Annotated in this window: 24 protein-coding genes and 1 other RNA gene; 19 read left to right on the top strand and 6 right to left on the bottom strand. The window is 62.6% G+C overall.

The genetic code is table 11. The features are described 5' to 3' along the window. Positions 1-3 precede the first annotated feature (3 nt). A complete protein-coding gene (locus F506_RS00420; RefSeq protein ID WP_053194749.1) occupies positions 4-759 on the bottom strand; it encodes an HpcH/HpaI aldolase family protein in 756 nt (251 codons plus the stop codon). A gap of 76 nt (positions 760-835) precedes the next feature. After that, positions 836-2104, bottom strand: coding sequence for a D-amino acid dehydrogenase (locus tag F506_RS00425; protein WP_053194751.1), 1269 nt, complete (start codon positions 2102-2104; stop codon positions 836-838). Between the two features lie 147 nt (positions 2105-2251). Between F506_RS00425 and rnpB the strand changes: the two genes are divergently transcribed. Beyond that, an RNA gene (gene rnpB / locus F506_RS22445) (RNase P RNA component class A) lies at positions 2252-2584 on the top strand. A 71-nt stretch (positions 2585-2655) separates the two neighbouring features. Further along, positions 2656-3798 (top strand): enoyl-CoA hydratase/isomerase family protein, encoded by a 1143-nt coding sequence (locus F506_RS00430; protein WP_053194753.1) that lies wholly within the window; start codon positions 2656-2658, stop codon positions 3796-3798. Between the two features lie 11 nt (positions 3799-3809). On the opposite strand, the gene F506_RS00435 is transcribed toward F506_RS00430, so the two are convergent. Together F506_RS00435 and F506_RS00440 are read right to left on the bottom strand one after the other, a co-directional pair. Next, complete coding sequence (locus tag F506_RS00435) at positions 3810-4373, bottom strand: TetR/AcrR family transcriptional regulator (protein WP_053194755.1); 564 nt, start codon at positions 4371-4373, stop codon at positions 3810-3812. Continuing rightward, positions 4373-4846 (bottom strand): nuclear transport factor 2 family protein, encoded by a 474-nt coding sequence (locus tag F506_RS00440; protein ID WP_053194756.1) that lies wholly within the window; start codon positions 4844-4846, stop codon positions 4373-4375. The genes F506_RS00435 and F506_RS00440 overlap by 1 nt, the downstream gene beginning before the upstream one ends. Before the next feature lie 568 nt (positions 4847-5414). Between F506_RS00440 and F506_RS00445 the strand changes: the two genes are divergently transcribed. From F506_RS00445 to F506_RS00465, 5 genes are all read left to right on the top strand, one after another. Continuing rightward, complete coding sequence (locus tag F506_RS00445; RefSeq protein ID WP_053194758.1) at positions 5415-6260, top strand: NAD-dependent epimerase/dehydratase family protein; 846 nt, start codon at positions 5415-5417, stop codon at positions 6258-6260. A 21-nt stretch (positions 6261-6281) separates the two neighbouring features. After that, a complete protein-coding gene (locus tag F506_RS00450; protein ID WP_053194760.1) occupies positions 6282-7160 on the top strand; it encodes an SMP-30/gluconolactonase/LRE family protein in 879 nt (292 codons plus the stop codon). A gap of 110 nt (positions 7161-7270) precedes the next feature. Beyond that, on the top strand, positions 7271-8302 hold the full coding sequence (locus tag F506_RS00455; protein WP_053194762.1) for a TRAP transporter substrate-binding protein: 1032 nt from the start codon (positions 7271-7273) through the stop codon (positions 8300-8302). Between the two features lie 36 nt (positions 8303-8338). Further along, positions 8339-10249, top strand: a complete 1911-nt coding sequence (locus tag F506_RS00460; protein ID WP_053201104.1) for a TRAP transporter large permease — start codon at positions 8339-8341, stop codon at positions 10247-10249. A gap of 104 nt (positions 10250-10353) precedes the next feature. Beyond that, complete coding sequence (locus F506_RS00465; RefSeq protein ID WP_053194763.1) at positions 10354-11133, top strand: 2-keto-4-pentenoate hydratase; 780 nt, start codon at positions 10354-10356, stop codon at positions 11131-11133. A 187-nt stretch (positions 11134-11320) separates the two neighbouring features. On the opposite strand, the gene F506_RS00470 is transcribed toward F506_RS00465, so the two are convergent. Next, entirely contained in the window at positions 11321-11605 is a 285-nt protein-coding gene (locus F506_RS00470; RefSeq protein ID WP_007880659.1) for an HU family DNA-binding protein, read from the bottom strand. 89 nt (positions 11606-11694) lie between these two features. Next, entirely contained in the window at positions 11695-12006 is a 312-nt protein-coding gene (locus F506_RS00475) for a hypothetical protein (protein WP_144423966.1), read from the bottom strand. Between the two features lie 256 nt (positions 12007-12262). On the opposite strand from F506_RS00475, the gene mraZ reads away from it, so the two are divergent. Genes mraZ through F506_RS00535 form a run of 12 tightly spaced genes read left to right on the top strand, consistent with a single transcriptional unit; the run spans position 12263 to position 26786 of the window. Next, positions 12263-12691 (top strand): division/cell wall cluster transcriptional repressor MraZ, encoded by a 429-nt coding sequence (gene mraZ / locus F506_RS00480; RefSeq protein ID WP_053194767.1) that lies wholly within the window; start codon positions 12263-12265, stop codon positions 12689-12691. A gap of 10 nt (positions 12692-12701) precedes the next feature. Next, complete coding sequence (rsmH, locus tag F506_RS00485) at positions 12702-13661, top strand: 16S rRNA (cytosine(1402)-N(4))-methyltransferase RsmH (RefSeq protein ID WP_053194769.1); 960 nt, start codon at positions 12702-12704, stop codon at positions 13659-13661. Beyond that, complete coding sequence (gene ftsL / locus F506_RS00490) at positions 13658-13930, top strand: cell division protein FtsL (protein ID WP_053194770.1); 273 nt, start codon at positions 13658-13660, stop codon at positions 13928-13930. Before rsmH ends, ftsL begins: the two co-directional genes overlap by 4 nt. Next, a complete protein-coding gene (locus tag F506_RS00495; RefSeq protein ID WP_053194772.1) occupies positions 13927-15708 on the top strand; it encodes a peptidoglycan D,D-transpeptidase FtsI family protein in 1782 nt (593 codons plus the stop codon). Before ftsL ends, F506_RS00495 begins: the two co-directional genes overlap by 4 nt. Continuing rightward, positions 15708-17264, top strand: a complete 1557-nt coding sequence (locus tag F506_RS00500; protein ID WP_053194774.1) for a UDP-N-acetylmuramoyl-L-alanyl-D-glutamate--2,6-diaminopimelate ligase — start codon at positions 15708-15710, stop codon at positions 17262-17264. Before F506_RS00495 ends, F506_RS00500 begins: the two co-directional genes overlap by 1 nt. An 8-nt stretch (positions 17265-17272) precedes the next feature. After that, entirely contained in the window at positions 17273-18709 is a 1437-nt protein-coding gene (locus F506_RS00505) for a UDP-N-acetylmuramoyl-tripeptide--D-alanyl-D-alanine ligase (protein WP_053201106.1), read from the top strand. Position 18710: 1 nt separating this feature from the next. Beyond that, positions 18711-19880, top strand: a complete 1170-nt coding sequence (gene mraY / locus F506_RS00510; RefSeq protein WP_053194776.1) for a phospho-N-acetylmuramoyl-pentapeptide-transferase — start codon at positions 18711-18713, stop codon at positions 19878-19880. 34 nt (positions 19881-19914) lie between these two features. After that, positions 19915-22002, top strand: a complete 2088-nt coding sequence (murD, locus tag F506_RS00515) for a UDP-N-acetylmuramoyl-L-alanine--D-glutamate ligase (RefSeq protein ID WP_053194777.1) — start codon at positions 19915-19917, stop codon at positions 22000-22002. Then, complete coding sequence (ftsW, locus tag F506_RS00520) at positions 22002-23267, top strand: putative lipid II flippase FtsW (protein ID WP_053194779.1); 1266 nt, start codon at positions 22002-22004, stop codon at positions 23265-23267. The genes murD and ftsW overlap by 1 nt, the downstream gene beginning before the upstream one ends. Beyond that, the gene (murG, locus tag F506_RS00525) at positions 23264-24340 is read left to right on the top strand and encodes an undecaprenyldiphospho-muramoylpentapeptide beta-N-acetylglucosaminyltransferase (protein ID WP_053194781.1); all 1077 of its coding nucleotides are present in this window, start codon (positions 23264-23266) and stop codon (positions 24338-24340) included. The genes ftsW and murG overlap by 4 nt, the downstream gene beginning before the upstream one ends. Continuing rightward, positions 24337-25746 carry a UDP-N-acetylmuramate--L-alanine ligase gene (gene murC / locus F506_RS00530; RefSeq protein ID WP_053194783.1) on the top strand — a complete coding sequence of 470 codons (1410 nt, stop codon included), beginning with the start codon at positions 24337-24339 and terminating at the stop codon, positions 25744-25746. The genes murG and murC overlap by 4 nt, the downstream gene beginning before the upstream one ends. Next, on the top strand, positions 25746-26786 hold the full coding sequence (locus F506_RS00535; RefSeq protein WP_407638234.1) for a D-alanine--D-alanine ligase: 1041 nt from the start codon (positions 25746-25748) through the stop codon (positions 26784-26786). Before murC ends, F506_RS00535 begins: the two co-directional genes overlap by 1 nt.

The following is a 26786-nucleotide window of genomic DNA, read 5'->3' on the forward strand; positions in this document are numbered from 1 at the left end:
GGGTCAGCCGCGCAGGATGCCGATGCGGCGGCTGGTTTCGGCGCGCAGCAGCTGCACGTCGGTGCCGGGCGTGAGCATGTCGACACCATAGGCTTTCATGCGTTCCGCCATTTCCACCGAGCCGCAGAAGATGCCGACGTATTTGCCGCGCGCGTGCGACACCGTGATCAGGTGCTTGATGGCCTGGTCGACCTTGTCGTCGCTCCACGAGTCCGGCGTCAGTCCGAGCTCGATGGCAAGGTCGCTGGGACCGATGAAGATGCCGTCGAGATCAGGCACCGACAGGATGTCTTCCACCGCCGCCAGGCCCTGGCGCGTCTCGATCATGGCCAGCGTGAGCACGGTACGGTTGGCGTGTTCGAAATAATCCTTGCCGCCATACAGCACGCCGCGTGCGGGGCCGTAGCTGCGGCCGCCGCGCGGTGAGTAGTGACAGGCGCGGACGAAACGTTCGGCGTCTTCCTTGCTGTTGATGAGCGGACAGATCACGCCGTAGGCGCCGGCGTCGAGCAGCTTGTTGATTTCGCCCAGGCTGTTTTCGGAGCAGCGCACCAGCGGCGCGGCGTTGGTGGTGGAGATCGCTTGCAGCATCGGCACCGCCGATTCGATCGAGAACAGGCCGTGTTGCAAATCCACCGTGACGGCGTCGTAGCCGCAATCGGCGACCACTTCGGCGAGGAAGGAATTGCCGATGGACGCCCAGCCGTTGAGGGCCAGTTTCTTTTGCGCGAACAAGGTGCGCAGGGGATTTTGCCGCATTCAGGTCTCCATATCGTTGTTGGGTAATCGGAATATGGTATGCGGATTTCGTCGGCTACGCAGGGCAGGGGGAAATCTACCTCGTGTAGCGGAACGGCGCGTCGTCGATCGCCGTCTTGCGCCCGCCGATCTGCGCCGCCAGCAAGGCAGCGCTGCCGCAAGCCAGGGTCCAGCCGAGTGCGCCCTGGCCGATATTCAGATAGAGATTCCTGACCGGCGAGGCGCCGATGACCGGCACGCCGCTCGGCGTGGCGGGACGGAAGCCGGCCCACGGCGACAGCCGTGCGGCGTTGGCGGGGTTGATGCTGCCCGGGAACAGCTCGTCGGCGCCGTTGCTCAGTTCATCGATGGCGCGCGGAGGAATGCTTGCGTCCATGCCGACCAGCTCGACGCGGCCGGCCACGCGCAGCCGGTTGCCCAGGCGCGCGTAGACGATCTTGCGCGAGATGTCGGTGATCGATACCTGCGGCGCGGCGGCTTGCGACATCGCATCGTCGAGCGGCACCGTGATGCTATAACCCTTGAGCGGATAGAGCGGCAGGCGAAAGCCGGCCTGCCGCGCGAAGCCGGCGCTGTCGGCGCCCAGCGCCAGCACAAATGCCTCGGCATCGATGGCGCCGGTAGCCGTGCGGACCGACGCGATGGCGCCGTCGCGCATCGTCACGCCCGAGACGGTGGTGGATGGCAGGAAGCGGAAATTCGGATTGGCCTGCATGCGTTCGACCAGCGCCTGACAAAACTGCGCGCAATCGCCGGCTTCCTCGCTCGGCGTGTAGACGCCGCCGGCCCAGTTGCGGCGCGCCTTGCCGAGCGCCGGTTCGATTTCCAGGCAGCGCGCGGCGTCGATCACTTCCTGTTGGCAGCCGTGCTGCGCCTGGAAGGCGATCTGCTTGCGCGCCGACGCCAGTCCGGCCGGATCGGTGTACATCACCAGCTTGCCGGCGGTGCGATGGCTGAAATCGATCGGCGCGGCCTGCAGGATGTGCGCCATCTCGTCGCGGCTGAAGAACGCCAGTTGCAGCAGTTCGATGGTAGTGCGCTGCACGCGCGCGGCGTTGCTGGCGGCGAGGAACTGGATCAGCCAGCGCCATTGCGCCGGATCGGGTTTCGGTTTCAGCGTCAGCGGCGAATCGGCGCTGAACAGGTAGTGCGGCCAATGCGTCCACACCGACGGGTCGGCCAGCGGCGCGACGTAGGAATAGCTCAGTTGGGCGCCGTTGCCGAGGCTGGTGCCGGCGCCGGCTTGCGCGCGTGCATCCAGCAAGGTGACCTGATGGCCGTCTTCGAGCAGACGATACGCTGAAGTGACGCCGATGACGCCGGCGCCGAGTACGCAGATATGCATTGCTTGTTCCTGTTAGGCGGGAGCGCTCGCCGATGTGATCATGGATAGCGGCAACTATACGCAATTCCGGTTTTCCTGTCGTATGCCGAATCGGCATTGTCGGCCTCTGCAGCCGGTCAAACGGACGTCTGAGGTACAATGACGCCCGAAGCAAGCCAGACAGCCGCTGGCCATCGTGTCATGCGATGGCGGGAGGAAGGTCCGGACTCCACAGAGCAGGGTGACGGTTAACGGCCGTCCGCTGAAAGCCGGCGCAAGCCGGTATAAGGCGAGGAACAGGGCCACAGAGACGAGCGTATTAAGTTACGGTGAAACGCGGTAACCTCCACCCGGAGCAATCTCAAATAGGCACGCGTTGATGTTGCTCGCGGAGCGTGCGGGTAGAGAGCTTGAGCGCCGGAGCAATCCGGGGCCTAGAGGAATGGCTGTCATAACGGGCAACCGTCGTAACAGAATCCGGCCTATCGGCTTGCTTCATTTAATTCATGTAGAACGATCTCCCGGCTCACGAGGCCGGCGAGGTCGCACACAACAGAGACTTCAGGATCCCCATGAGCCAACCGGTTTTGTTTGAAGAACTGGCCACGCAGAATGGCCGCCATATCGGCGTCGCCACGCTGGCTTCCGAAAAAACCTTGAATGCGCTGTCGCTCGACATGGTGCATCTGCTGACGCCGCAGTTGCGCCAGTGGGCAGAGGATCCCGAGATTGCGATGGTGCTGTTGCAGGCGCAGGGTGAAAAAGCCTTTTGCGCCGGCGGCGACCTGCAGAAGATCTACACCAGCATGCGCGAGCATCACGCCTCGCCGGCGCGCGACGACATTCGCGGCAACCGCTACGCCGCAGAATTCTTCGAGCACGAATACCGTCTCGACTACGAAATCCACACTTATCCCAAGCCTATCCTGTGCTGGGGCCACGGCATCGTCATGGGCGGCGGCATCGGCCTGATGGCCGGCTGCAGCCACCGCGTGGTCACCGAGCGCTCGCGCCTGGCCATGCCGGAAATCACCATCGGCCTGTATCCCGATGTCGGCGGCAGCTGGTTCCTGAGCCGCACGCCTGGCAAGCTGGGCGCCTTCCTGGCGCTGACCGGCGCGCTGATGAATGCCGAAGACGCCAAATTCACCGGACTGGCCGATTACCGCATCGCCCACGCCGACAAGCAAAAAGTCATCGACGCCCTGCTGCTGCAGAACTGGGGTGATGGCGATGACGCCGCCGTTCTCGGCCGCGTGCTGCAACAAGCCGAGCGCGACGTCGCCGCCGACGTGGCCTTTGCGCCTTCGGCGCTGCGCGAGAATTTCGATCTGATCAATGCGCTGTGCAGCGGCCAGACCGTGCCCGACATCGTCGATGCCATCCTGGCGCACAAGACCGACAATCCCTGGCTGCAAAAAGCCATCGCCACGCTGACCGCCGGCGCGCCCGGTTCGGCCGCACTGGCGCTGGCCTTGCAGCAGCGCGTACGCCACATGTCCCTGGCCGAAGTGTTCCGCCTGGAATTCGTGGTGACGCTGCATTGCGCGACGCGCCCGGATTTTGTCGAAGGCATCCGCGCGCTGATCATCGAAAAGGACCAGAAGCCGAAGTGGAATCCCGCCCGCCTGGCCGACGCCACGCCGCAATGGGTGGACGGCTTCTTCGCCGATCCCTGGCCGGCGAGCGAGCATCCGCTGGCCGACCTGGTCTGACCAACTCCTGATTACACCGTGGACGCCTGCAGCCGCTGCTGCAGGCGGTCCAGCGTGCGCACGAAAATGTCCGGATCGTCGACCGCACGGGCCAATACCAACGCGCCCTGAATGCCGGCCAGGATTTCCTCGGTCAGGGCCGCCGCTTCATCGACTTCGTAGCCGCCGCGTTGCAAGGCAGCGTGCAGCGCCGCCGCCCAATCCACGAAATAACTCTTCACCTTGTCGGCAAAGCGATCGCGCACATTGACCAGCGCAAAGACGCCGACCAGGCATACCTTCCTGCCCGACAGGAAATACCGTTTCACTTCGTCGAACATGCGATCGATGCCGGCCATGGCGTCGGCGGTCTCGCGCAAGGGTACAAATACCTCGCGCTGGAACCAGCCGTCGATGTGGCTCAGCACCGCGTTCGCCATTTCGTCCTTGCCGCCCGGGAACAGGTTGTACAGGCTGCCCTTGCCGAGACCGGTGCCTTCGGTGATGCGCGCCAGGCTGGCGCCTTCATAGCCGTAGGCGCGGAAAATCTCCGCCAGCACCGGAATCAGTTCATCGCGTTGCGTGCCTGCCGCCATCACAGGCCGAGGTCGCTGAGGCCGGGATGGTCGGCCGGGCGCGGCGCCGATTGATCCCAGTGGAATTTGCGCTCGCTTTCCTTGATCGGCAGATCGTTGATCGATGCGTGGCGCGCGCGCATCAGGCCGTGCTCGTCGAACTCCCAGTTTTCATTGCCATAGGAGCGGAACCAGTTGCCCGAATCGTCGTGCCATTCATAGGCGAAACGCACGGCGATGCGGTTGCCCTCGAACGCCCACAACTCCTTGATCAGGCGGTACTGCTGTTCGCGCACCCATTTCTTGCTGAGGAAAGCGACGATGGCGGCGCGGCCTTGCACGAAGTCGGCGCGGTTGCGCCAGCGGCTGTCTTCGGTATACGCCAGCGAGACTTTTTCGGCGTTGCGGGTGTTCCAGCCATCTTCGGCGGCGCGCACTTTCTGGATCGCGGTATCGCGTGTGAATGGGGGAAGCGGAGGGCGGGATGTGGTCATATGGGCACCTGTATCTGATGAAAAGTTGGACTGCGGACGAGAGTTTTGTACCGATCGGTAAACAAAGTCTAGTGCGGCTTCAATACGGACGCAAGCCGAATCGAAGCACTTCCTCCGGCGGGCAACTGTGCTTCGTTTGGCGGCGGTGAACTGTGCACTTCTGACAGGCTTCGGGATCTGGTGCAGTGTGAAAATTGTTATCAGTCATCAGATGACATAAAGGCAAGTCATTCTTTTTCGGACGGCAGCCGCAGCAAGGCTTTCGGGGCAATCTCATCCTCTCCGGCGTTATCGCCAGGGAGGTGAAAAATCCCGCCATAAATCTCCTTGCGTTCAAAATTTCCATGTTGTACGATGACTGTCAATTAAAAATAACGATATGCCGGAGACACTCCATGACCGCTTTTATCTTGCTTGCGTTGTCCAGTACCTGATGTTCCGTGCGCCGCGATGACGGCGCGCTGAAGTTGTTGTTCCTTCTTTGCTGAGCCGGTGTGGTCCCGCGCGATTCAATCCGTGTGGCGTCGCGTTGTCTGTTCAGCGTCGGCAGTTCAACCAGCGACGATTCATGACCATGAGCGATCTGCAGGATTCTCAAGACCAGCATCAACAGCCGCGTCCTTTCAAGCGCCTGCTGCTGACCGGCGCCGCCGGCAATCTCGGCCAAGTGCTGCGCGAGCGGCTGAAGCCATGGACCGACGTGGTGCGCCTGTCCGACATCGGCGACCTCGGCGCAGCGGCGCCGGGTGAAGAAATCGCCGCCTGCGATCTGGCCGACAAGGCCGCGGTGTACGAGATGCTGGAGGGCGTCGACGCCGTGCTGCATTTCGGCGGCCGCTCGCTGGAGGCGCCGTTCGAGCAGCTGATGCACGCCAACATCCAGGGTACTTATAACCTCTACGAGGGCGTGCACAAGCGCGGCATCCGCCGCGTGATCTACGCCAGCTCCAGCCACGCGGTCGGCTACTACCCGACCACCGAGCGCATCGACGCCGACAGTCCGTTGCGGCCCGATGGCCTGTACGGACTGACCAAGTGTTTCGGCGAATCGCTGTCACGTTATTACTTCGACCGCTTCGGCGTGGAAACGGTATGCCTGCGCATCGGCTCCTGCTTTCCGGAGCCGCGCAATGCGCGCATGCTGGCGACGTTCCTGAGCTACGAGGACTTCGTCGAGCTGGTGCGCTGCGCGCTGTTCACGCCGCGCGTCGGCCGCACCATCGTGTATGGCGTCTCCGCCAATCGCATCGACTGGTGGGACAACAGCAAAGCAGGCCACCTCGGTTTCGCGGCGCACGACAGCGCCGATGAATTTGCCGCTCGCTTCCCCTTCAACGGCGCCTGGCCGGCAGCCGACGACGCCGGCAATTTCCAGGGTGGGCCGTTCATCCTGGCCGGTCCCCAATACGAGTAGCACGAATAGAAAACATCCATCATGCAAGTGCTCCCGCTCAATGATCAGCGCCATGACGTCGCCGAAAGTCCGTTCTGGCATGCAGCGCAATCGGCCTGGTATTGGGTCGACATTCCGCGCAAGCTGATTTGCCGGCAGACCCTCGATGGTGTCAGCAGGCAATGGCAGCTGCCGGAAATGGTTGCATGCATCGCGCCGGATGACGGCGGCGGATTGATCGCCGGCATGCACACCGGCATTTTCAGCGTGCAGTTGCAGGATGACGGCAATGTGCAGCTGAGCCGGCTCGCTCAGCCTGCCGGACTGCAAGCCGACCAGCGTTTCAACGACGGCCGTTGCGATCGCCAGGGACGTTTCTGGAGCGGTGTGATGTGCCTCGACATGTCGCTGGCGCGCGCCGACGGCAAACTGTATCGCTACGATGGCGCGGGGTTGTCGGCGCCGCTGGTGGACGGCCTGATCGTGCAGAACGGACTGGCCTGGTCTCCCGACGGCAGGACCATGTACCTGTCCGATTCGCATCCGTCGAGCCGCCTGATCTGGGCGTTCGACTACGACCCCGACAGCGGCACGCCGTCGCGCCGGCGCGTGTTCGCCGATCTCAACAAGCATCGCGGCCGCCCGGATGGCGCAGCGATGGACGTCGACGGCTGCTACTGGATTTGCGCCAACGACGCCGGCTGTCTGTTGCGCTTCACGCCGGACGGCAAGCTCGATCGCACGATTGAATTGCCGGCCAAAAAGCCCTCCATGTGCGCCTTCGGCGGCGCCGACATGAAGACCATGATCGTCACCAGCATCAGCCTCGGCGCGCCGCAAGGCGACGAAGGCGCGGGCCGCATCTGGACACTGAATCCGGGCGTCGCAGGCATGCGCGACACGCCGTTTGCGAAAGGATAGGCCGGCCAGACAACGCAGCGGGAACAAAGGACAAGCATCAGACACATCAGACGCATCAGACGCATCAGACGCAACCACAAGTAGACCTATATAAAACTACAGGAGACATGATGAACACGACCAACGCATCCAAACGACAATTCCTCAAGACCGGCCTGGCCATCGGCGGCGCCGCAGCAGCCGGGCTGTCCGGCAATCTCGCCTTCGCACAAGAGAAGCCGCTCGTCACGCTGCGCATGTCGTCGACCTTGCCGCTCGACGCCAACTCGGCCCACTACGTCTGGTACAGCCGCTTCGCACAGAATCTGAAGACTGCCGTCGGCAACAAGATCGTAGTCAATTATTTCCCCAGCGACCAGCTCGGCAAGGAGTCCGACGTCGTCAATCAGGTGCGCATCGGCAGCGTCGACATGATGATTTCCGGATCGTCGATCTGGTCGACCACCGTGCCGGAAATCGGCGTGCTCGACATGGGCTACCTGTTCGCCAACCTGGACCATTCGGGCCGCGCGCTGGACGGCAAGGCCGGCGCCATCCTGAGCAAGCTGATGGTCGACCGCGTCGGCGTGCAGGTGCTGGGCTGGGCCTATTCGCTGGGTGCGCGCAATGTGTTTACCAAGAATCCGGTGCGCAGCGTGGCCGAATTGAAGGGCATCAAGCTGCGCGTGCTGCCGGTGAAGAATTTCATCAGCACCCTGCGCTACATGGGGGCGGTGCCGACGCCGATCCCGTTCGGTGAAATCTATACCTCGCTGCAAACCGGCGTGGTGGATGGCTTCGAGCACGACGCGCCGACGGCGCTGGCGGGCAAGTTCTTCGAAGTCGCCAAGTACTGCGCACTGACACAGCACATCTACAACCCGCAGACGCCGGTGATCGGCAAGCGTTCCTTCGCCAGGATTCCGGCCGACCTGCAGAAGGCCTTCCTCGACGCCGCCGCGGAAGCGACCAGCTATCAGCGCCAGCGCGCCGCCGACATGGAGCGCGATGCCTTCGAAAAACTCAAGGGGTTAGGCCTGACCGTGTCGACGGTCGACCGTGAAGCGCTGCGCAAGGATGTCGCGCCACTGTGGGGCGAGTTCACCGCGCAATATCCGGCGGTCAAGCCGGTGGTCGACGAGATTGTTGCCGTGCGCGGTTGATCAGCTCGCAGCCGACTGAAGCCAAAGGAAGCGATGATGAAAACGATGACTGCGCCGCTGGCGCCGGTGGAAGCTGCAGAAGCCGAGAACGCGATCCATTCGCTGCACGCGTCGCCCAACGATGCAGTGGATTACCCGCGCCTGCAACGCGTGCTGGAACTGGCCTCGGCGGCGGTGCTCGCGGTCGACGTACTGGTGGTGTTCTTTTCCGTGATCTGGCGCTACGCCTTGCACGATCCTCTGGAATGGTCGGAGGAAGTGGCGCGCGCCCTGATGATCACGCTGGTGTTCTTCGGTGCCGCCAGTGTGCTGGGTCGCAGCCGCCACGTCGGCATCGACAGCCTGCGCGGTGTTTTCCCGAAGACGTGGTTGCCGTACGTGCTGCGGCTGTGCGACTGGATCATCGCCTTTGTCTCTCTGTCGCTGGCCTACACCACCTGGCTGCTGCTGGAAATCAGCAATGACCAGACCACGCCATCCGGCCTGCCGCAGACGATTTTCGTCTTGCCGGTACTGATCGGCAGCCTGCTGCTGTCGGTGTTCGCCATGACGCATGCGCTCAAGAAGTTCGGTCGCCATGCGCTGGTATCGGGTCTGATCGGCGCAGCGGTGGTCGGCGGCGTGCTCGCGTTACAGACGTTCTGGCCCGATCATGCGCTGCGGCCGATGCATGTATTGCTGGCCGGTTTCCTGTTCTGCCTGGTGGCGGGGGTGCCGATTGCATTTGCGCTGACCTTCGGTGCGCTGATGTTCTTCCTGCTGGAGCCGACCTTGTCGGTGATGGTGTTCGCCCAGCAGGTCGCCGCCGGCTCCGATCACTTCGTCATGCTGGCAGTGCCGTTCTTCATCCTGGCCGGCATGGTGATGGAATGCAACGGCATGTCGTCGCGCCTGATCGAGCTGCTGCTGCGCATGTTCGGTCGCCTGCGCGGCGGTCTGAACCTGATCATGGTGACGGCCATGGCGTTCTTTTCGGGCGTGTCCGGCTCCAAGCTGGCTGATGTCGCGGCAGTGGGTGGCATCCTGATGCCGGCGGTGCGCCAGACCCGGCAAAATCCGAACGAAGCCGCCGGTTTGCTGGCGGCCTCGGCCATCATGGCGGAAACCATCCCGCCCTGCATCAACATGATCATCCTTGGCTTCGTCGCCAACCTGTCGATCGGCGGGCTGTTCCTGGCGGGGATCCTGCCGGCGCTGGCGATGGCGATCGCGCTGTGCATCATGGCGTACTACACCGGCCGCAAGGTCGACGTCAGCGTGGTGTTCATCAAGCCGCGTCCGATGGGCAAGCTGATCGGTGGCGCGCTGGTGGGGCTCATCATGATCGTGATGATCGGCAAAGGCGTCGCCTCCGGGATTGCGACATCGACCGAGATTTCGTCTTTCGCCGTGATCTATGCCATCGTGGTCGGCTGGCTGGCGTTCCGTGAACTCAACCGCAAAGTGCTGGTCAAGCTGTTCGTCGACGCCGCGTCGATGTCGGGCATGGTGCTGTTCATCGTGGCCGCCGCCAGCAGCGTGGCATATGCGCTGACGGTGGAGCAGATCCCGCATGCGCTGGCCGAGCTGATGGTGAGCCTGGCGCACGACTACGGCAGCTGGATGTTCATCCTGATTTCGGTGCTGGCGCTGATCCTGTTCGGCGCCGTGCTGGAAGGCGCGCCGGCGCTGATCATTTTCGGGCCGTTGCTGACGCCGATTGCAGTGCAGCTTGGGTACAATCCGCTGCACTTCGCCATCATTCTGGTCATTTCCATGGGTATCGGCTTATTCTCGCCGCCGTTCGGACTGGGCATGTATGCGACGTGCGCGATTGCGCAGGTGCGCCTGCAGGACGTGGTAAAACCCTATCTGAAGTATCTGGCTATCCTGCTGGTCACGCTGGTGGTGATCATCGTCTGGCCGGACCTGAGTTTGTGGCTGCCGCGTCGTTTCGGTTTCTCCTGACGGTTTGGCGGGGGGCGGTGGCAGGCACGCACGCCTGAAAAATTTTCAAGAATTCTCAACCAGCGGCGTCCGCTTGCGGACGCGCTTTCATCATCAAGCACGTTATGGACAAGCAAAAAGATACGCAAAAAATCAAGGCTGCAGCCGCCTTGCTGTTGGCTGCCCGCAATCATGAAGTCGCGTTGGCGCGCCTGCCGGACGAATACGTTCCGGTCGATGCCGCCGAAGCCTACGCCGTGCAGGACCAGGTCTCCGCAGCGCTGGGCGAGGTCGGCGGCTGGAAGGTCGGCGCCAAGGCGCCGGGCGCCCAGCCAAGCTGCGCACCGATGCCGGCCCAGTTCATTTTTGCCGCGCCTTACCATTTTTTCGATCTGCTGACCGCCGGTTCGCGCGGCATCGAAGTGGAAATCGCGCTGCGTATGAAGCACGACCTGCCGCCGCGCAGCACGCCCTACAGCGAAGCGGAAGTGGTGGCGGCGGTGGCCACGGTGCATCCGGCGATCGAGCTGGTGTCTTCGCGCTACACCGAATATCCTGCCGCCAATCCGTTGGCGGGATTGGCCGACGCACTGAGCAACTGCGCGTTCATCTACGGTCCGGGCCGCAGCGATCTCGGCCAGATCGACCAGAGCATCCAGCACGCCGAACTGTATTTCAACGGCCTGGAAGTCGCCAAGACTGTCGGCGGCAATCCGGTGGTCGACATCTGGCCGCTGGTGACCTGGCTGGTCAATCATCTGTGCGAGCGTTGCGGCGGGATCAAGGCGGGTCAGTTCGTGACCACGGGATCGTGCACGGGTTTGCTGTTTGCCGACAAGGGCAGCAGCGTCAACGCCCTGCTGCAGAACATCGGCAAGGTCGACATTTCGTTCGCGCAGGCATAAGCGCGGGCAGCAGGCCGGCTCGGCTGGCGGCGTGATTGCATAGTCGGGAGGGCGGGAGGGTGCTGCAGGGGGTATTGCAGGAGAGTAGTGCGAGGAAGGTAGCGGCGATCCGACGTTCAGGATCGCGGCGAAAAACAAGGTATTTGAATGCTGTGAACTCCAGGTTCACAGCATTCAAATCGAACAATTATTTCTTCTTCTTGTTCACTGCTTCTTTGAACGACTTACCAGCGGAGAACTTCACTGTAGTTGCAGCAGCGATCTTGATCTCTTCGCCAGTTTGTGGGTTACGGCCGGTACGAGCAGCGCGCTTGCCTGTGGAGAAAGAACCGAAACCGACCAGTTGCACTGTGTCGCCCTTGGTAACTGCCTTGATGATGTTTTCAACGACGGAGTCCAGGGCACGTTGTGCAGCAGCCTTCGAGATTTCAGTATCAGCAGCGATTGCATCGACCAATTCGGATTTGTTCACTTTAAAATTCCTTTCACTGTTAAGGTGCCGAGATTTTAGCATTGGAATGCGCCTACTCTGCAAGCCCCATCTGCTGTTTAATTGAATTGTCATGATCTATTTTGCGTGAATTTCATCGGATTGAAAGAAACGCGATGCGCAGTGGATGATTTTTCGCGTTTGCATTTCCGTTTTTCGTCGCAGCAGATTTTTTCGCACCGGGTTTTTTTGAGGCATACTGCGGCAGCCGGAAATTTTTCGACAATGTTCCGGTCCATTTTTTCGTGTTCGCCCGCGTTGCTGTTTTTGATTGCGTGCAAAATCCCTTCCTCAGCCGCTCCGTTTTGTTTACAGACCGGCTTCCTCTCCAGAATCTGCGCGGAATTCGAGATAAACACATGTGTATATCTCAAGTGGAACATTCAATTAATTTCCTAAGTCCTTCATTCTGGACGAAAAAGCGCTTTTAGATGCATTTTAAGTAAGTGCGCTAAGTCTTTGACTTTATTAAAAAAATCCCTGTTTTCACCCCTGAATATCGCTTGACCTGTATTAGTGCATCCTCTAAAGTGGGCGGCAGTGTGAAAAAGTGTCTTTTTGTGGGGTATTTCCGAATTTCCCGCATCGGAGCACTGGTTTCAAGCATGCCAACAGCGACAGCAAAAAGGGTCAAACACAGTGTTTCAGGGCGCGTCAGCAATCAATCTCGATGCCAAAGGACGGATGTCAATTCCGGCCAAGCACCGTGACGCCCTGGCGGTTCAGTGCGAAGGGCGAGTCACGCTGACGCGCCACCCGCACGGCTGCCTGCTGTTTTTCCCGCGTCCGACCTGGGAAAGCCACCGTGAACAGATCGCCGCCTGGCCGATGTCGGCGCGCGCCTGGCAACGGGTTTTTCTCGGCAATGCCTCCGACGTCGAACTCGATTCGGCCGGGCGCATCCTGATCGCGCCGGAATTGCGCGCGGCGGTCGGCCTCGAGCGCGACGTCATGTTGCTGGGCATGGGCAGCCATTTTGAAATCTGGGATGCCGCCAAGCTGGCCGAGAACGAGTCGGAAGCTGTCGCAGCGGGCATGCCGGACGTGTTGAGCAACTTTTCCTTCTGACGGCGACGCGATGACTTTGCAATCGGTGCCCGATTTGCAGCACCGCACGGTGTTGTTGGATGAAGCGGTAGATGCTCTGGCGATCGAAGGTACGCGCGCCGACGGCGTTTATCTGGACGGCACGTTCGGCCGCGGCGGCCACAGCCGCAAGATCCTGGAGCGCCTGAGTGCGCGCGGACGCCTGATCGCGTTCGACAAGGATCCGATGGCGATCGCCACGGCGCAGACCATTGCCGATCCGCGTTTCGCGATCGTGCATGACAGTTTTGCCACGCTCGATGAAGCGTTGGCGCAGCACGGCGTGAAGCAAGTCGACGGCGTGCTCATGGATTTGGGCATTTCTTCGCCGCAGGTGGACGACGCGGCGCGGGGTTTCAGTTTTCGGTTCGATGGCCCGCTGGACATGCGCATGGATACCACGCGCGGCGTGTCGGCAGCGGAGTGGCTGGCAACGGCGGACGAACAGACGATAGCAAAGGTGATACGAGAATATGGGGAAGAACGGTTTGCTCTTCAGATTGCAAAGACGATTGTTGCTCGCCGGGCAGTCGAGCCAATTTCAACCACACGACAGCTTGCCGCGCTCGTGGCACAAGCCGTCAAAACCCGCGAGAAAGGCAAAGACCCGGCCACTCGTACCTTTCAGGCTGTACGGATTTTCGTCAATCAAGAGCTTGAAGAACTCGAGATAGGACTGGAAAAAGCATTTCGGCAGATGGCGCAGTATGGGAGATTGGTTGTGATCAGCTTTCACTCGTTGGAAGATCGCATCGTCAAGCAGTTCATGGCATCCAAAGCCCATGTGCCGCAGCCTGACCGCCGCCTGCCGATTCGTGCGGTCGACCTGCCGCAACCCCTGGCAAAACTCCATTCGCGCGTCAAGCCGAGCGACGCTGAAGTCGCCGCCAATCCGCGCGCACGCTCCGCCGTGATGCGTTCGCTCGAACGCACTGCCGAGGCGGGATCATGACCGGCCGCCTGAGCTTCGTCGTCACCGCGATGCTGGTGCTGTGCGCGCTGTCGCTGGTCAACGCCCAATATCAGGCGCGCCGCCTGTTCATCGAACTGGAACGCGCGCAATCCGCCGCGCGCCAGCTCGACATCGACTGGGCGCAATTGCAGCTGGACCAATCCACGCTGGGCAAGAATTCCCGCATCGAAGCGCTGGCGCGACGCGATCTTAATATGGTGTCGCTCACGCCGGAGCGAACGCAGTACCTGACGGTGAGGGACAAGTGACCCGCATGCCGCCCCGCACCAACGTCGCCGGAGGGCGCGTCGCCGCCTCGCGCGGCGTTGCCTTTTCTGCCAGCCCGGTCTTGCAGGTCAAGATGCCGGCCTGGCGTTCGCGCGTGGTGCTGTTTGTGCTGTTCATGGCATTCCTGACGCTGGCCGGCCGCGCCTTGTGGCTGCAGGGCATGTCCACCGATTTCCTGCAGAAGCAGGGCGCGTCGCGCTACGCGCGCACGCTCGAGTTGCCGGCCACGCGCGGCAAGATTACCGACCGCAACGGCCAGGTGTTGGCTTCGTCGGTGCCGGTCAAGGCGATCTGGGCGATTCCCGACGACGTCCAGGAAGCGCCCAAGGACAAGCTGCGCGAGCTGGCCAAATTGCTCGGCATGAGCGACGCCGAGCTGCGCAAGAAACTCGATTCCGACCGCAACTTCGTCTATCTGAAACGTCAGGTGGAACAGGACACCGCCGACAAGATCGTCAAGCTCGGCATCGCCGGCATCGAGACGCGCAAGGAGTACAAGCGCTTTTATCCCGAGGGCGAAGTCATGGCCCACGTGGTCGGCTTCACCAACGTCGAAGACACCGGGCAGGACGGCATGGAGCTCGGCTCGCAGAAAACCCTGGCCGGCGTGACCGGCAGCCGCCGGGTGATCAAGGATCGCCTCGGCCGCATCGTCGAGGACATCGAAGCCGTGCGCGAGCCGCACGACGGCAAGGACCTGACCCTGTCGATCGACAGCAAGATCCAGTACATCGCCTTCACGCAGCTGAAAGAAGCGGTCGAAAAGAACAAGGCCAAGGCCGGCGGCATCATCGTCGTCGATGCGCGCACCGGCGAAGTGCTGGCGCTGGCCAACCTGCCGACCTACAACCCCAACGACCGCTCGGTGCTGACCGGTGCGCAGCTGCGCAACCGCGTGCTGACCGATACCTTCGAGCCGGGCTCCACGCTGAAGCCGTTTACCGTGGCGCTGGCGCTGGATACGCATCGCGTCACGCCGTCGACGGTGTTCCAGACGTCACCAGGCAAGATGACCATCGGTACCGCGACCATCGGCGACTCGCATGCGCACGGACCGCTGACGGTCGCGCAGATCATCGAGAAATCCTCCAACATTGGTACCGCCAAGATCGCACTGGAAATGCCGGCGCAGGAAATGTGGGAAATGTTCACCAACGTCGGCCTCGGCCAGCAACCGAAGTTCGGTTTCCCCGGCGCGGTGGCGGGCCGGGTGCGTCCTTATAAAGCGTGGCGTCCGATCGAACAGGCCACCATGAGTTACGGCCACGGCATTTCGGTATCGCTGATTCAACTGGCGCATGCCTACACGATCTTTGCCCGCAACGGCGATCTGATTCCTTTGTCGTTCACCAAGGTCAACGACTCGCCGATCGGCCAGCGCGTGATTTCCGAAAACACCGCACTGCAAATGCGCCGCATGCTGGAAACGGTGGTGGCGCCGGGCGGCACCGCGCCGCAGGCCCAGGTGCCCGGCTATCGTGTCGGTGGCAAGACCGGCACCGCCTACAAGATCGAGGGCGGCAAGTACGTGAAAAAATACGTATCGTCCTTCGTTGGCATTGCGCCGATGTCCGATCCGCGCCTGATCATCGCCGTGATGCTGGATGAGCCCAGCGCCGGCAGTCACTTCGGCGGCACCGTCGCCGGTCCCGTCTTCGCCAGCGTGACGGCCAACGCCTTGCGTGCGCTCAATGTCGCACCGGATTCCAGCGTGACCAACATCATCATTCCAAAAGACGCCTTAGAGGAGAGCATGTAATGCTTGCGAACATGCTTCCCGCGCAAAAAATCGTGACCTGGCTGCAGGGAATCGCCGTCGCCGGCGCGAATTTGACTGCGGACTCGCGTCGTGTGCAGGCCGGCGACATCTTCTTCGCCTATCCCGGCGACAGCGCCGACGGACGCCGCTACATTGCCGACGCCGTCGAGCGCGGCGCTGCTGCGGTGGTGTATGAAGAGGCCGGTTACGATTGGGACGAGATGCAAGGCGTCAAGCCGGATGACGTACCCCATCTGGGCGTGAGCGGACTCAAGCATCTGGCCGGCTTTGCCGCCAATGCCTACTACGAACAGCCGGACAAGGAAATGTTCACCGTCGCCGTGACCGGCACCAACGGCAAGACATCGTGCTCGTACTGGCTCGGCATGGCGCTATCACGCCTGCAGGGTTCGGCCGCGCCGGCAGCCGTGGTCGGCACGCTCGGCGTGGGCATGTTCCAGGACGGCAAGCCGCACGCTTTCGACGTTACCGGCTACACCACGCCGGACGCGGTGCTGCTGCAGCGCAAGTTGTCCGATCTGCGCGCGGCGCGCGCATCGGTGCTGGCGATCGAAGCATCGTCGATCGGTCTCGATCAGGGCCGCATGAACGGCCTGCACGTCGACGTCGCGCTGTTCACCAATTTCACGCGCGACCACCTGGATTACCACGGCGACATGATCGCCTACGAAGCAGCCAAGATTCAGTTGTTCGATTCGCCCGGCTTGCAGCACGCCGTCATCAATCTGGACGACCAGATGGGGCAGCGCCTGATTCCTTATGTGCAGGCCAAGAGTGTGCCGATCATCGGCTATTCGCTGGGCGACGCCGCCGTGGACGAGGGGCTGGAAGATGTGCCCGTGTTGCGCGCTTCGGCGATCCGCAGCACCAATGCCGGCACCAGTTTCCATATCGAGTCGCCATTCGGCGCCGGCCAGGTCAAGACGCAGCTGGTGGGAAAATTCAATGTCAGCAACGTGCTCGGCATTCTTGGCGTGATGCTGGCCAAGGGCACCGGCTGGGATGCCGCACTGGCGGTAATCGCTACGCTCACGGCAGTGCCTGGACGCATGCAGCAATTCGGCGGCCAGGAAGTGCCGCTGATCGTGATCGACTATGCCCATACGCCGGATGCGCTCGAGAAGACCTTGCTGGCGCTGCGCCAGGTCGCCAATCAGCGCGGCGGCGAATTGTGGTGCGTGTTCGGTTGCGGCGGCGATCGCGATCCGGGCAAGCGTCCGCAAATGGGAGCCGTCTCCGAGCTGGCCGATCACGTGATCCTGACCAGCGACAATCCGCGCACCGAAGATCCTGCCGTCATCATTTCGCATATCAAGAGCGGCATGACCCGGCTGACGCCGCATGTGCTGGCGGACCGCGCCGGCGCGATCCTGTGGGCCGTACGCCACGCCGTCAAGCAGGACGTCGTGCTGCTGGCCGGCAAGGGCCACGAGACCTACCAGGAAATCGCCGGAAAGAAATATCCCTTCCTTGACGCCGACCACGTTGCGCTGGCCCTGGCCGCGCGCGCCACGATGATGGGGGGCGCATCATGAGCAATACGATGCAGACGACGTTTGAACAATTGAAGCAGTGGCTGGATGGGGCGGAGGTGCACAACGATACCGGCGCATCGGGGCCGCGGTCCATTCGGGGCGCCACCACAGACAGCCGCGCGGTCGTACCCGGCAACCTCTTCATCGCCTTGCGCGGCGAGCGTTTCGACGCGCATGATTTCCTCGACGCGGTAGCGGCTCAAGGTGCTGCAGCGGTCGTGGTCGAGCGTGTTCCCGCCGGACTGACTCTTCCCGTCATCGTCGTGCCGGACACCCGCGTCGCGCTGGGGCAGATTGCACGCCATTGGCGCCAGCAATTCAAGTTGCCGCTGATTGCCGTGACCGGCAGCAACGGCAAGACGACGGTCAAGGAAATGATCGCTTCCATCCTCGCCGCCGATTTCGGCGAGGACCGCTGCATGGCCACGCGCGGCAATTTCAACAATGAAATCGGCGTGCCGCTGACGCTGTTCCGTTTGCAGCCGCAACACCAGGCGGCAGTGGTCGAGCTCGGCATGAACCATCCCGGCGAGATCGCCGTGTTGGCCGAGATCGCACGGCCGACGCTGGCGTTGGTCAACAACGCCCAGCGCGAGCATCAGGAATTCATGGCGACCGTCGAAGCTGTGGCGCGCGAGAACGGCGCCGTGTTCGCCGCCTTGCCGGCCGACGGTGTCGCGGTGTTCCCGGCAGAAGACGACCACGCCTGGGTCTGGCGCGAGATCGCCGGTACGCGTCCGGTCATCAGCTTCGGACTCAATCCGGATGCGGACGTCAGCGCAACGTATCAGATCCGCGAATTCGGCAGCGCCATCGCCGTCAATGCAAAAGTCGGCGGCCGTTCGCAACAATTCGGCATCAAGCTCGCCGCCGTCGGCGAGCACAATGTCCGCAACGCGCTGGCGGCGACCGCTTGCGCGCTGGGTGCGGGCATTTCCGCCGCCGCCATCGTACGCGGACTGGAAGCCTTTGCGCCGGTCAACGGCCGCCTGCAGCGCAAGACCGCTGTCAGTGGCGCACTGGTGATCGACGACACCTACAACGCCAATCCGGATTCGGTGCGCGCCGCCATCGACGTGCTGGCGCAAACAGCCGCACCGCGTGTGCTGGCGCTGGGCGACATGGGTGAGGTCGGCAACGAAGGTCCCAAATTCCACCGCGAAATCGGCGCCTATGCGCGCGAACGCGGCATCGAGCATTTCTTCGGTCTCGGCGACGCCATGCGCGACGCCATCGAGGCATACAACAGCGTGCCGGGAGCAGCATTCCCGGCGCGCCATTTCGACACCGTCGACGCCATCGGCGCTGCAGCCCAGGAGGTTGCCGTCGCCGCCGCAACGGTGTTGGTAAAAGGTTCGCGTTTCATGAAGATGGAACGCGTTGTGCAGCATTTGGTCGGGGCGCAGCTGCAGACCGGGGCGCCACTTCACCAGGAGACTCATTAACATGCTGCTTTGGCTGGCTCAGAATTTTCAGCAGGATTTCAGTTTCCTGCGCGTCTTCAACTTCATCACCTTCCGCGCCGTGTTTGCGACGCTGACGGCGCTGCTGATCGGCCTGGTCGCCGGTCCGGCGGTGATCCGCATGCTGACCTTGCTCAAGGTGGGCCAGGCAGTGCGCACGGACGGTCCGCAAACGCATCTGATCAAATCCGGCACGCCCACCATGGGCGGTGTGCTGATCCTGATCGGCATCGGTATTTCGACGCTGCTGTGGGCGGATCTCAGCAACCGCTTCGTCTGGATCGTGCTGATCGTCACGCTCGGCTTCGGCACGGTCGGCTGGGTCGACGACTATCGCAAGGTGGTCTACAAGGATCCGAACGGCATGCGTTCGCGTGAAAAGTATTTCTGGCAATCGCTGATCGGCCTGGTGGCGGCGTTTTACCTGGCTTTCTCGGTGTCCGAAGTCAGCAACATGAAGGTGCTGGATCTGTTCTTCGCCTGGGTGCAGTCGGGCTTCAATCTCGACCTACCGCCGAAGGCCGACCTGATCGTGCCGTTCTTCAAGACCGTCAGCTATCCCCTGGGCGTGTGGGGCTTCATCGCACTGACCTATTTCGTCATCGTCGGGACCAGCAATGCGGTCAACCTGACCGATGGCCTGGACGGCCTGGCGATCATGCCGACCGTGCTGGTCGGCGGTGCGCTGGGCATCTTTGCCTACCTGACCGGCAGCGCCAGCTACGCCAAATATCTGTTCATTCCGCACATCCCGGGCGCCGGCGAATTGCTGATTTTCTGCGGCGCGATGGCCGGCGCGGGTCTGGCTTTCCTCTGGTACAACGCGTATCCGGCGCAGGTGTTCATGGGCGATGTCGGCGCGCTGGCGCTGGGCGGCGCGCTCGGCACCATCGCCGTGATCGTGCGCCAGGAAATCGTGCTGTTCATCATGGGCGGCATCTTCGTGGTCGAGACGCTGTCGGTGATGATCCAGGTGGCGTATTTCAAGTTCACCAAGAAGCGCTACGGGGTTGGCAAACGAATTCTGTTGATGGCGCCTTTGCATCATCACTATGAGCAAAAAGGATGGAAAGAAACACAGGTCGTGGTGCGCTTCTGGATCATCACGATGATGCTGGTGCTGTTCGGTCTGTCGACGCTGAAGTTGCGTTGATCAGATCTCATTGGAAAGACTCAGGTATTAAAGAATGAATTACGTCGAGAAACACGCTCTGGTGCTCGGACTCGGTGAATCCGGTCTGGCGATGGCGCAATGGCTGGTCCATTGCGGCGCGCGCGTGCGTGTGGCCGACACCCGCGACGAGCAGGCCGTGACTGAGCGCCTGGCGGCATTGCGCGCGGCGTCCGGCGATATCGAATTTGTCGGCGGCCGGGCCTTGTCGGCCGATTTGTTGGACGGCGTCGACTTCGTCGCCGTCAGTCCCGGCCTGGCACCCGGGCGCGAACTGGCGGCGGTGTCCGCCGCCGCGAACGAACGCAACATCCCGCTGTGGGGTGAAATGGAATTGTTCGCGCAAGCCCTGGCGGCGTTGCGCGAAGGACGAGCTTATGCACCGAAAGTGTTGGCGATCACCGGCACCAACGGCAAGACCACCGTCACCACCCTGACCGGCATGCTGTGCCGCCGCGCAGGCCTGACTACCAAGGTCGCGGGCAATATCAGCCCGGCAGTGCTGGACGTCTTGCGTCAGGCGCTGATCGATGATGACGCGCACGCCAAGGTAGTTGCAGAACAAATACGGATCGAGCAGGAAGCCGCCGCCTTGCAAGCCGAGGCCGATGCGGTGGAAGCTGAAAAGCTTGCTGCGGAGGCTGCGCGACAAGCCGCCATCGAAGCAGCCGAAGCTGCACGGAAGGCAGCGGAAGAAGCCGAACTCGCCGCAGCAGCTGAAGCAGCCGCAGCCCAGCTGGAATTGCGTGAACAGGAAGAAGCCGCTGAACTGCAGGCCGCCATCGATGAAGCCGCGAATGAGTTGAAGGAAGCCGGTGCACCGGCGACCCAGGCCGCCCGGATGGAAGGCGATGCGATGCTGAGTGTCGACGCCTCGGCAGTGCCGGATGCTGAATCAGACGCAGAATCAGACGTAGAATCGGACGCTGAAGCTGCCGCGATCGTTGGCGAAGTAGCGCCGGAGCTCGACGCGCAAGCACAGGCAGAGCAGGGCGACCCAGCAGGAGAAGCCGCACCGCCTCAAGCCGGATCTGCCGACGAAGAAGACACGAGCCCGTTGCAGCTCGAACTGCCGCCGCCCGAACCCGAAAAAGTCTACACCGGCATCCTGCCGCAAGCCTGGGTGCTGGAGCTGTCGAGCTTCCAGCTGCACTCCACGCACAGCCTGCAGCCAAGCGCCGCGACCGTGCTCAACGTCACGCAGGATCATCTCGACTGGCACGGCGATATGGAAGCCTACGCCGCCGACAAGGCGAAGATTTTTGGCGACAACACCGTGCGCGTGCTCAACCGCGACGATCCGTTGGTCATGCAGATGACCAGGCCGGGCGCGAACATATCTAGTTTTGGCATGAGTGAGCCGACCAAGGCCGGCGACTTCGGCCTGGTCGATGAAAACGGCATGCTGTGGCTGGCCAACGCCGTGGCCATCGAAGACGAAGAAAAACCCGAAGGCCGCCGCCGCAAGAAGGACCCCAAGGAAGTGGCCGAGCAGCCGTTCCAGCTTAAGCGCCTGATGCCCGCCGACGCCTTGCGCATTCGTGGCTTGCACAATGCGCTCAACGGCCTGGCCGCGCTGGCGCTGTGCCGCGCCGTCGACTTGCCGTTGGCGCCGCTGCTGCACGGCCTGCGCGAATATACCGGCGAACCGCACCGTGTCGAACTGGTCACGACCATCCAGGACGTGGAATATTATGACGACAGCAAGGGCACCAATGTCGGCGCCACCGTGGCCGCGCTCAATGGCCTCGGTCATGGCGGCACGCCGAATCGCCTGCTGTTGATTGCCGGCGGTGAAGGCAAGGGACAGGATTTCGCGCCGCTGGCCGAACCGCTGTCGAAGTACGGTCGCGCCGTGTTCCTGATTGGCCGCGATGCCGGCGCCATCCGCAGCGCCGTGGCCGACAGCGGCATCGAACTGATTGACTGCGCGACGCTGGAAGAAGCCGTCGAAAAAGCCGGCGCCATGGCGCGCGGTGGCGATGCCGTGCTGCTGTCGCCGGCGTGCGCCAGTTTCGACATGTTCCGCAACTATGCGCATCGCGCCGAAGTTTTCGTTAATGCCGTGCGTGAGTTGGCCTTGTCGCGCGGTGAGGTAATGTGATGAAACTGACGCTGCCCTCGATCACCGGCTGGTTCGGCGCCAAGGATGAACCTGGCGTGCGCGGCAGCGCGCGCTCGGGCAGCAGCAGCGGCAGCCTGAAAGGCATCAGCGGCATCGAGCAGCGTTCGCGCATGATGGAATATGACCAGCCGCTGGTATGGGTGGTGTTGCTGCTCATGCTGTTCGGCATGGTCATGGTGTATTCGGCGTCGATCGCCTTGCCCGACTCGCCCAAGTACGCCAATTACAAGACGGCCCATTTCCTGATCCGCCAGGCCATGTTCATCGGCGTCTCGCTGCTGGCCGGCCTGCTGGTGTTCCGCATCAAGATCGAGACCTGGCAAAAGCTGGCGCCGTATCTGTTCGTCGGCACGCTGATCCTGCTGGCGATGGTACTGATCCCGGGCATCGGCAAGGGCGTCAACGGCGCCAAGCGATGGCTGTCGTTCAAGGTATTCAATCTGCAGCCGTCGGAATTGATGAAGCTGTTCATCGTGCTGTACGCCGCCGACTATACGGTGCGCAAGCAGGAAGTGATGCACAAGCTGACCAAGGGCTTCATGCCGATGACGCTGGCGGTAGGCGTGGTCGGTTTGCTGCTGCTGCTGGAGCCCGACCTCGGCGCATTCGGCGTGATCGTCTGCATCGCCATGGGAATCCTGTTCCTGGGCGGCATCAACGGCATCTGGTTCGGCGGCATCGGCGCCACGCTGGTGGGAATCTTTTCGCTGGTGATCATTTTGTCGCCATGGCGGCGCGAGCGGATTTTTGCGTACATGAATCCATGGGTGGAAGAGAACGCGCTCGGCAAGGCCTATCAGTTGTCGCACTCGCTGATTGCCTTCGGCCGCGGCGAGCTGTTCGGCGTCGGCCTCGGCGGCAGCGTGGAAAAATTGCATTACCTGCCGGAAGCGCACACCGACTTCCTGCTGGCCGTGATCGGCGAAGAACTCGGCTTTGCCGGCGTGCTGGTGGTGGTGCTGCTGTTCTACTGGCTGATCAAGCACTCCTTCGAAATCGGACGCCAGGCGATTGCGTTGGACCTGACGTTCGCCGGCCTGGTGGCCAAGGGCATCGGCATCTGGATCGGCGTGCAGACCTTCATCAACATGGGCGTGAACCTCGGCTTGCTGCCGACCAAGGGGCTGACCTTGCCGCTGATGAGTTATGGCGGATCGGGCGTGCTGATCAATTGCGTCGGCCTGGCGATTTTGCTGCGCATCGACTACGAAAATCGCGTGCTGATGCGGGGAGGACGGCTATGACGAAGCGTCTTCTGATCATGGCGGCCGGCACAGGCGGGCATATTTTCCCCGGCCTGGCGATCGCCGACACCATGCGCGCGCGCGGCTGGCAGGTTTCCTGGCTGGGTACGACGCACGGCATGGAGCGCGATCTGGTGCCGAAGCATGGCGTCGAGATGGACTCCATCGTCTTTGCCGGCCTGCGCGGCAAAGGACTGATGCATACGCTCAAGGGCGTGTGGCGAATGATGGCAAGCTTCGGCGCCTGCTACGGGATCATCGGCAAGCGCCGCCCCGACGTGGTGCTGGGCATGGGCGGTTACGTGACGGTGCCGGGCGGCGCGATGGCGCGGTTGCGCGGCGTGCCGCTGGCGCTGGTGAACGCCGACGCGGCCCTGCTGCTGTCGAACAAGACGCTGGCGCCACTGGCGGACAAGGTGCTGTTCGGTTTTCCTGCCGATTTCGGCAAGGCCGCCGCCAAGGCTGAAGTCACCGGCAATCCGGTGCGCAAGGAAATCCTGGCGCTGCCGCTGCCGGCGACGCGCTATGCGGGTCACGACGGCCCGCTGCGCATCCTGGTGGTGGGCGGCAGCCTGGGGGCAAAAGTATTGAATGAATGCGTGCCGGCCGCGCTGGCCAGGTTGCCGGCGGATCGGCGTCCGCTGGTGACGCATCAATCGGGCAAACAGCATATCGAGGCCTTGCGTGCGGCGTACGCGCAGGCGGGCGTGCAGGCGGAAGTGGTGGATTTCATCGACGACATGCCGCGCCGCTACTCCGACGCCGATCTGGTGATCTGCCGCGCCGGCGCCATCACGGTGTCGGAATTGACCGCGGCAGGCGTGGCCAGCGTGCTGGTGCCGCTGGTGGCGTCGACCACTTCGCATCAGCGCGACAACGCCAAATGGATGGCGCAGAACAAGGCGGCAGTGCATTTGCCGCAGACCGGGCTGACGCCGGACAGCCTGGCGGCATTGCTGCAAAAAATGGATCGGCCTGCCTGCCTGCAAATGGCGCTGGCGGCATATGAACAAGGCAGGCGCAACGCCAATGAGGCGATTGCGCAGGTGCTGGAAAGATTGGTAAAGCAATGAAACATCGGGTTAAAAATATTCACTTCGTCGGTATCGGCGGGTCAGGCATGAGCGGCATCGCCGAGGTCCTGCTCAACCTGGGTTACGGCGTATCCGGCTCGGATCTGGGCAGCAACGCGGCCACGCAGCGCCTGGCGCAACTGGGCGCGCGCATCCTGTACGGCCATGCGGCCGAGAACATTGAAAACGCCGACGCCATCGTTACGTCGACCGCGGTCAAGGGCGACAATCCGGAAGTGGTCGCGGCGCGCAAGAAACATATTCCCATCGTCCCGCGCGCGGTGATGCTGGGCGAACTGATGCGCCTGAAGCAGGGCATTGCGATTGCCGGCACCCACGGCAAGACCACCACCACCAGCCTGGTGGCGAGCGTGCTGGCGCAGGGCGGACTCGATCCGACCTTCGTGATCGGCGGCCGCCTGACCAGCGCCGGCGCCAACGCCAAGCTTGGCTCGGGCGACTTCATCGTGGCCGAGGCTGATGAATCGGATGCGTCGTTCCTGAACCTGACGCCGGTGATCGAAGTCATCACGAACATCGATGCCGATCACATGGAAACCTACAACCACGATTTCGCCAAGCTCAAGCAGGCTTTCGTCGAGTTCACCCAGCGCCTGCCGTTCTACGGCGTCGCGGTGGTGTGCCTGGACGATCCGCACGTGCGCGAAATCATGCCGATGATCTCCAAGCCCATCCTGACCTACGGCTTCCACGAAGACGCCGACATCCGCGCCGTCGATGCCCGGGCGGTCGACGGCAAGATGGAATTCACCGTGATCCAGGACGGCTACGCGCCGATGCAAGTGAGCCTGAACCAGCCCGGCATGCACAACGTGCAGAATGCCTGCGCCGCCGTCGCCATCGCACGCGAACTCGACGTCGCCGATGCCGACACGCAAAAGGCGCTGACCGAATTCAACGGCGTCGGCCGCCGCTTCACGCGTTACGGCGACGTGCAGCTGCAGGACGCCGCCGGCAAACCTGCCGGTTCGTTCACGCTGGTGGACGACTATGGCCACCATCCGGTCGAGACCGCGGCCACCATTTCCGCAGCGCGTGGCGCTTATCCCGGCCGCCGTCTGGTGCTGGCGTTCCAGCCGCATCGCTACACCCGTACGCGCGACCTGTTCGAAGACTTCGTCAAGGTGCTGTCGACGACCGACGTGCTGGTGCTGGCCGATGTCTATGCCGCCGGCGAGCAGCCGATTGTCGCCGCCGACGGTCGCGCGCTGGCGCACGCCTTGCGCGTGGCGGGCAAGGTCGAACCGGTGTTCGTCGAAGACATCGCCGACATGCCGGCAACGATACTGAATGTGGTGCGCGACGGCGACGTCGTCATGACCATGGGCGCTGGCTCCATCAGCGGCGTGCCGGCCAAGCTGGCGGCGCAAGGACAGGGGGCATGATGAACCAGATCAATCAAGCTGCCGGATTCGGCAAAGTCGGCGTGCTGTTCGGCGGCCGTTCCGCCGAGCGCGAAGTGTCGCTGATGTCCGGCGCGGGCGTACTCAAGGCGCTGCGCAGCAAGGGCGTCGACGCGCATCCCTTCGATCCGGCCGAGCGCAGCCTGGCGGAACTGGCGGCCGAGAAATTCGACCGCGTGTTCATCGCGCTGCACGGCCGTTACGGCGAAGACGGCACGCTGCAAGGCGCGCTGGAGCAACTCGGCATTCCTTACACCGGCCCCGGCGTGATGGCGTCTTCGATTGCCATGGACAAGGTCATGACCAAGCGCATCTGGCTGGGTTACGACTTGCCGACGCCGCGCTTCGTGGTGCTCGACAGCGCCGCGACGCCGCGTGAAGAATTGCGCCAGGTGCCCGACGTGCTGGGTCTGCCGCTGATGCTGAAGGCGCCGCACGAAGGTTCGACCATCGGCATCGCCAAGGTGGCGGGTTATTCCGACATGCAGGAAGGTTTCGACCTGTGCGCGCAATACGACGCGGTGGTGCTGGCCGAAGAATTCGTCACCGGCCGTGAACTGACCGTGCCGGTGATGGGCAAGGGCACGAGCGGGGACAACAAGGCGAAAGCCTTCCCGGTCATCGAGATCCGCGCGCCGGAAGGCAACTACGACTATCAGCACAAGTATTTCACCGACGACACCAAGTACCTGTGTCCGGCGCCGCTCGACGAAGCGCTGACGCAGCGCGTACAGGAACTCGCGGTGAAGGCCTACAACGCGCTCGGCTGCCGCGGCTGGTCGCGCGTCGACTTCATGCTGCGCGCCTCGGACAACGAGCCGTTCCTGCTGGAGATCAACACCTCGCCAGGCATGACCGGACACTCGCTGGTGCCGATGTCGGCCCGCCAGGCAGGAATGACTTACGAAGACCTGTGCTACGAGATTCTGAAATTCGCGGCACTCGACCTGAAGCCGTCCGATGCGTGGAAATCACCCGCAGCGGCGAATGCCGGTGATGCCGACGTTTCGGATAAAGGATAA

Source organism: Herbaspirillum hiltneri N3 (genome assembly GCF_001267925.1).
In the GTDB taxonomy this organism is placed as follows: Bacteria; Pseudomonadota; Gammaproteobacteria; order Burkholderiales; family Burkholderiaceae_D; genus Herbaspirillum; species Herbaspirillum hiltneri.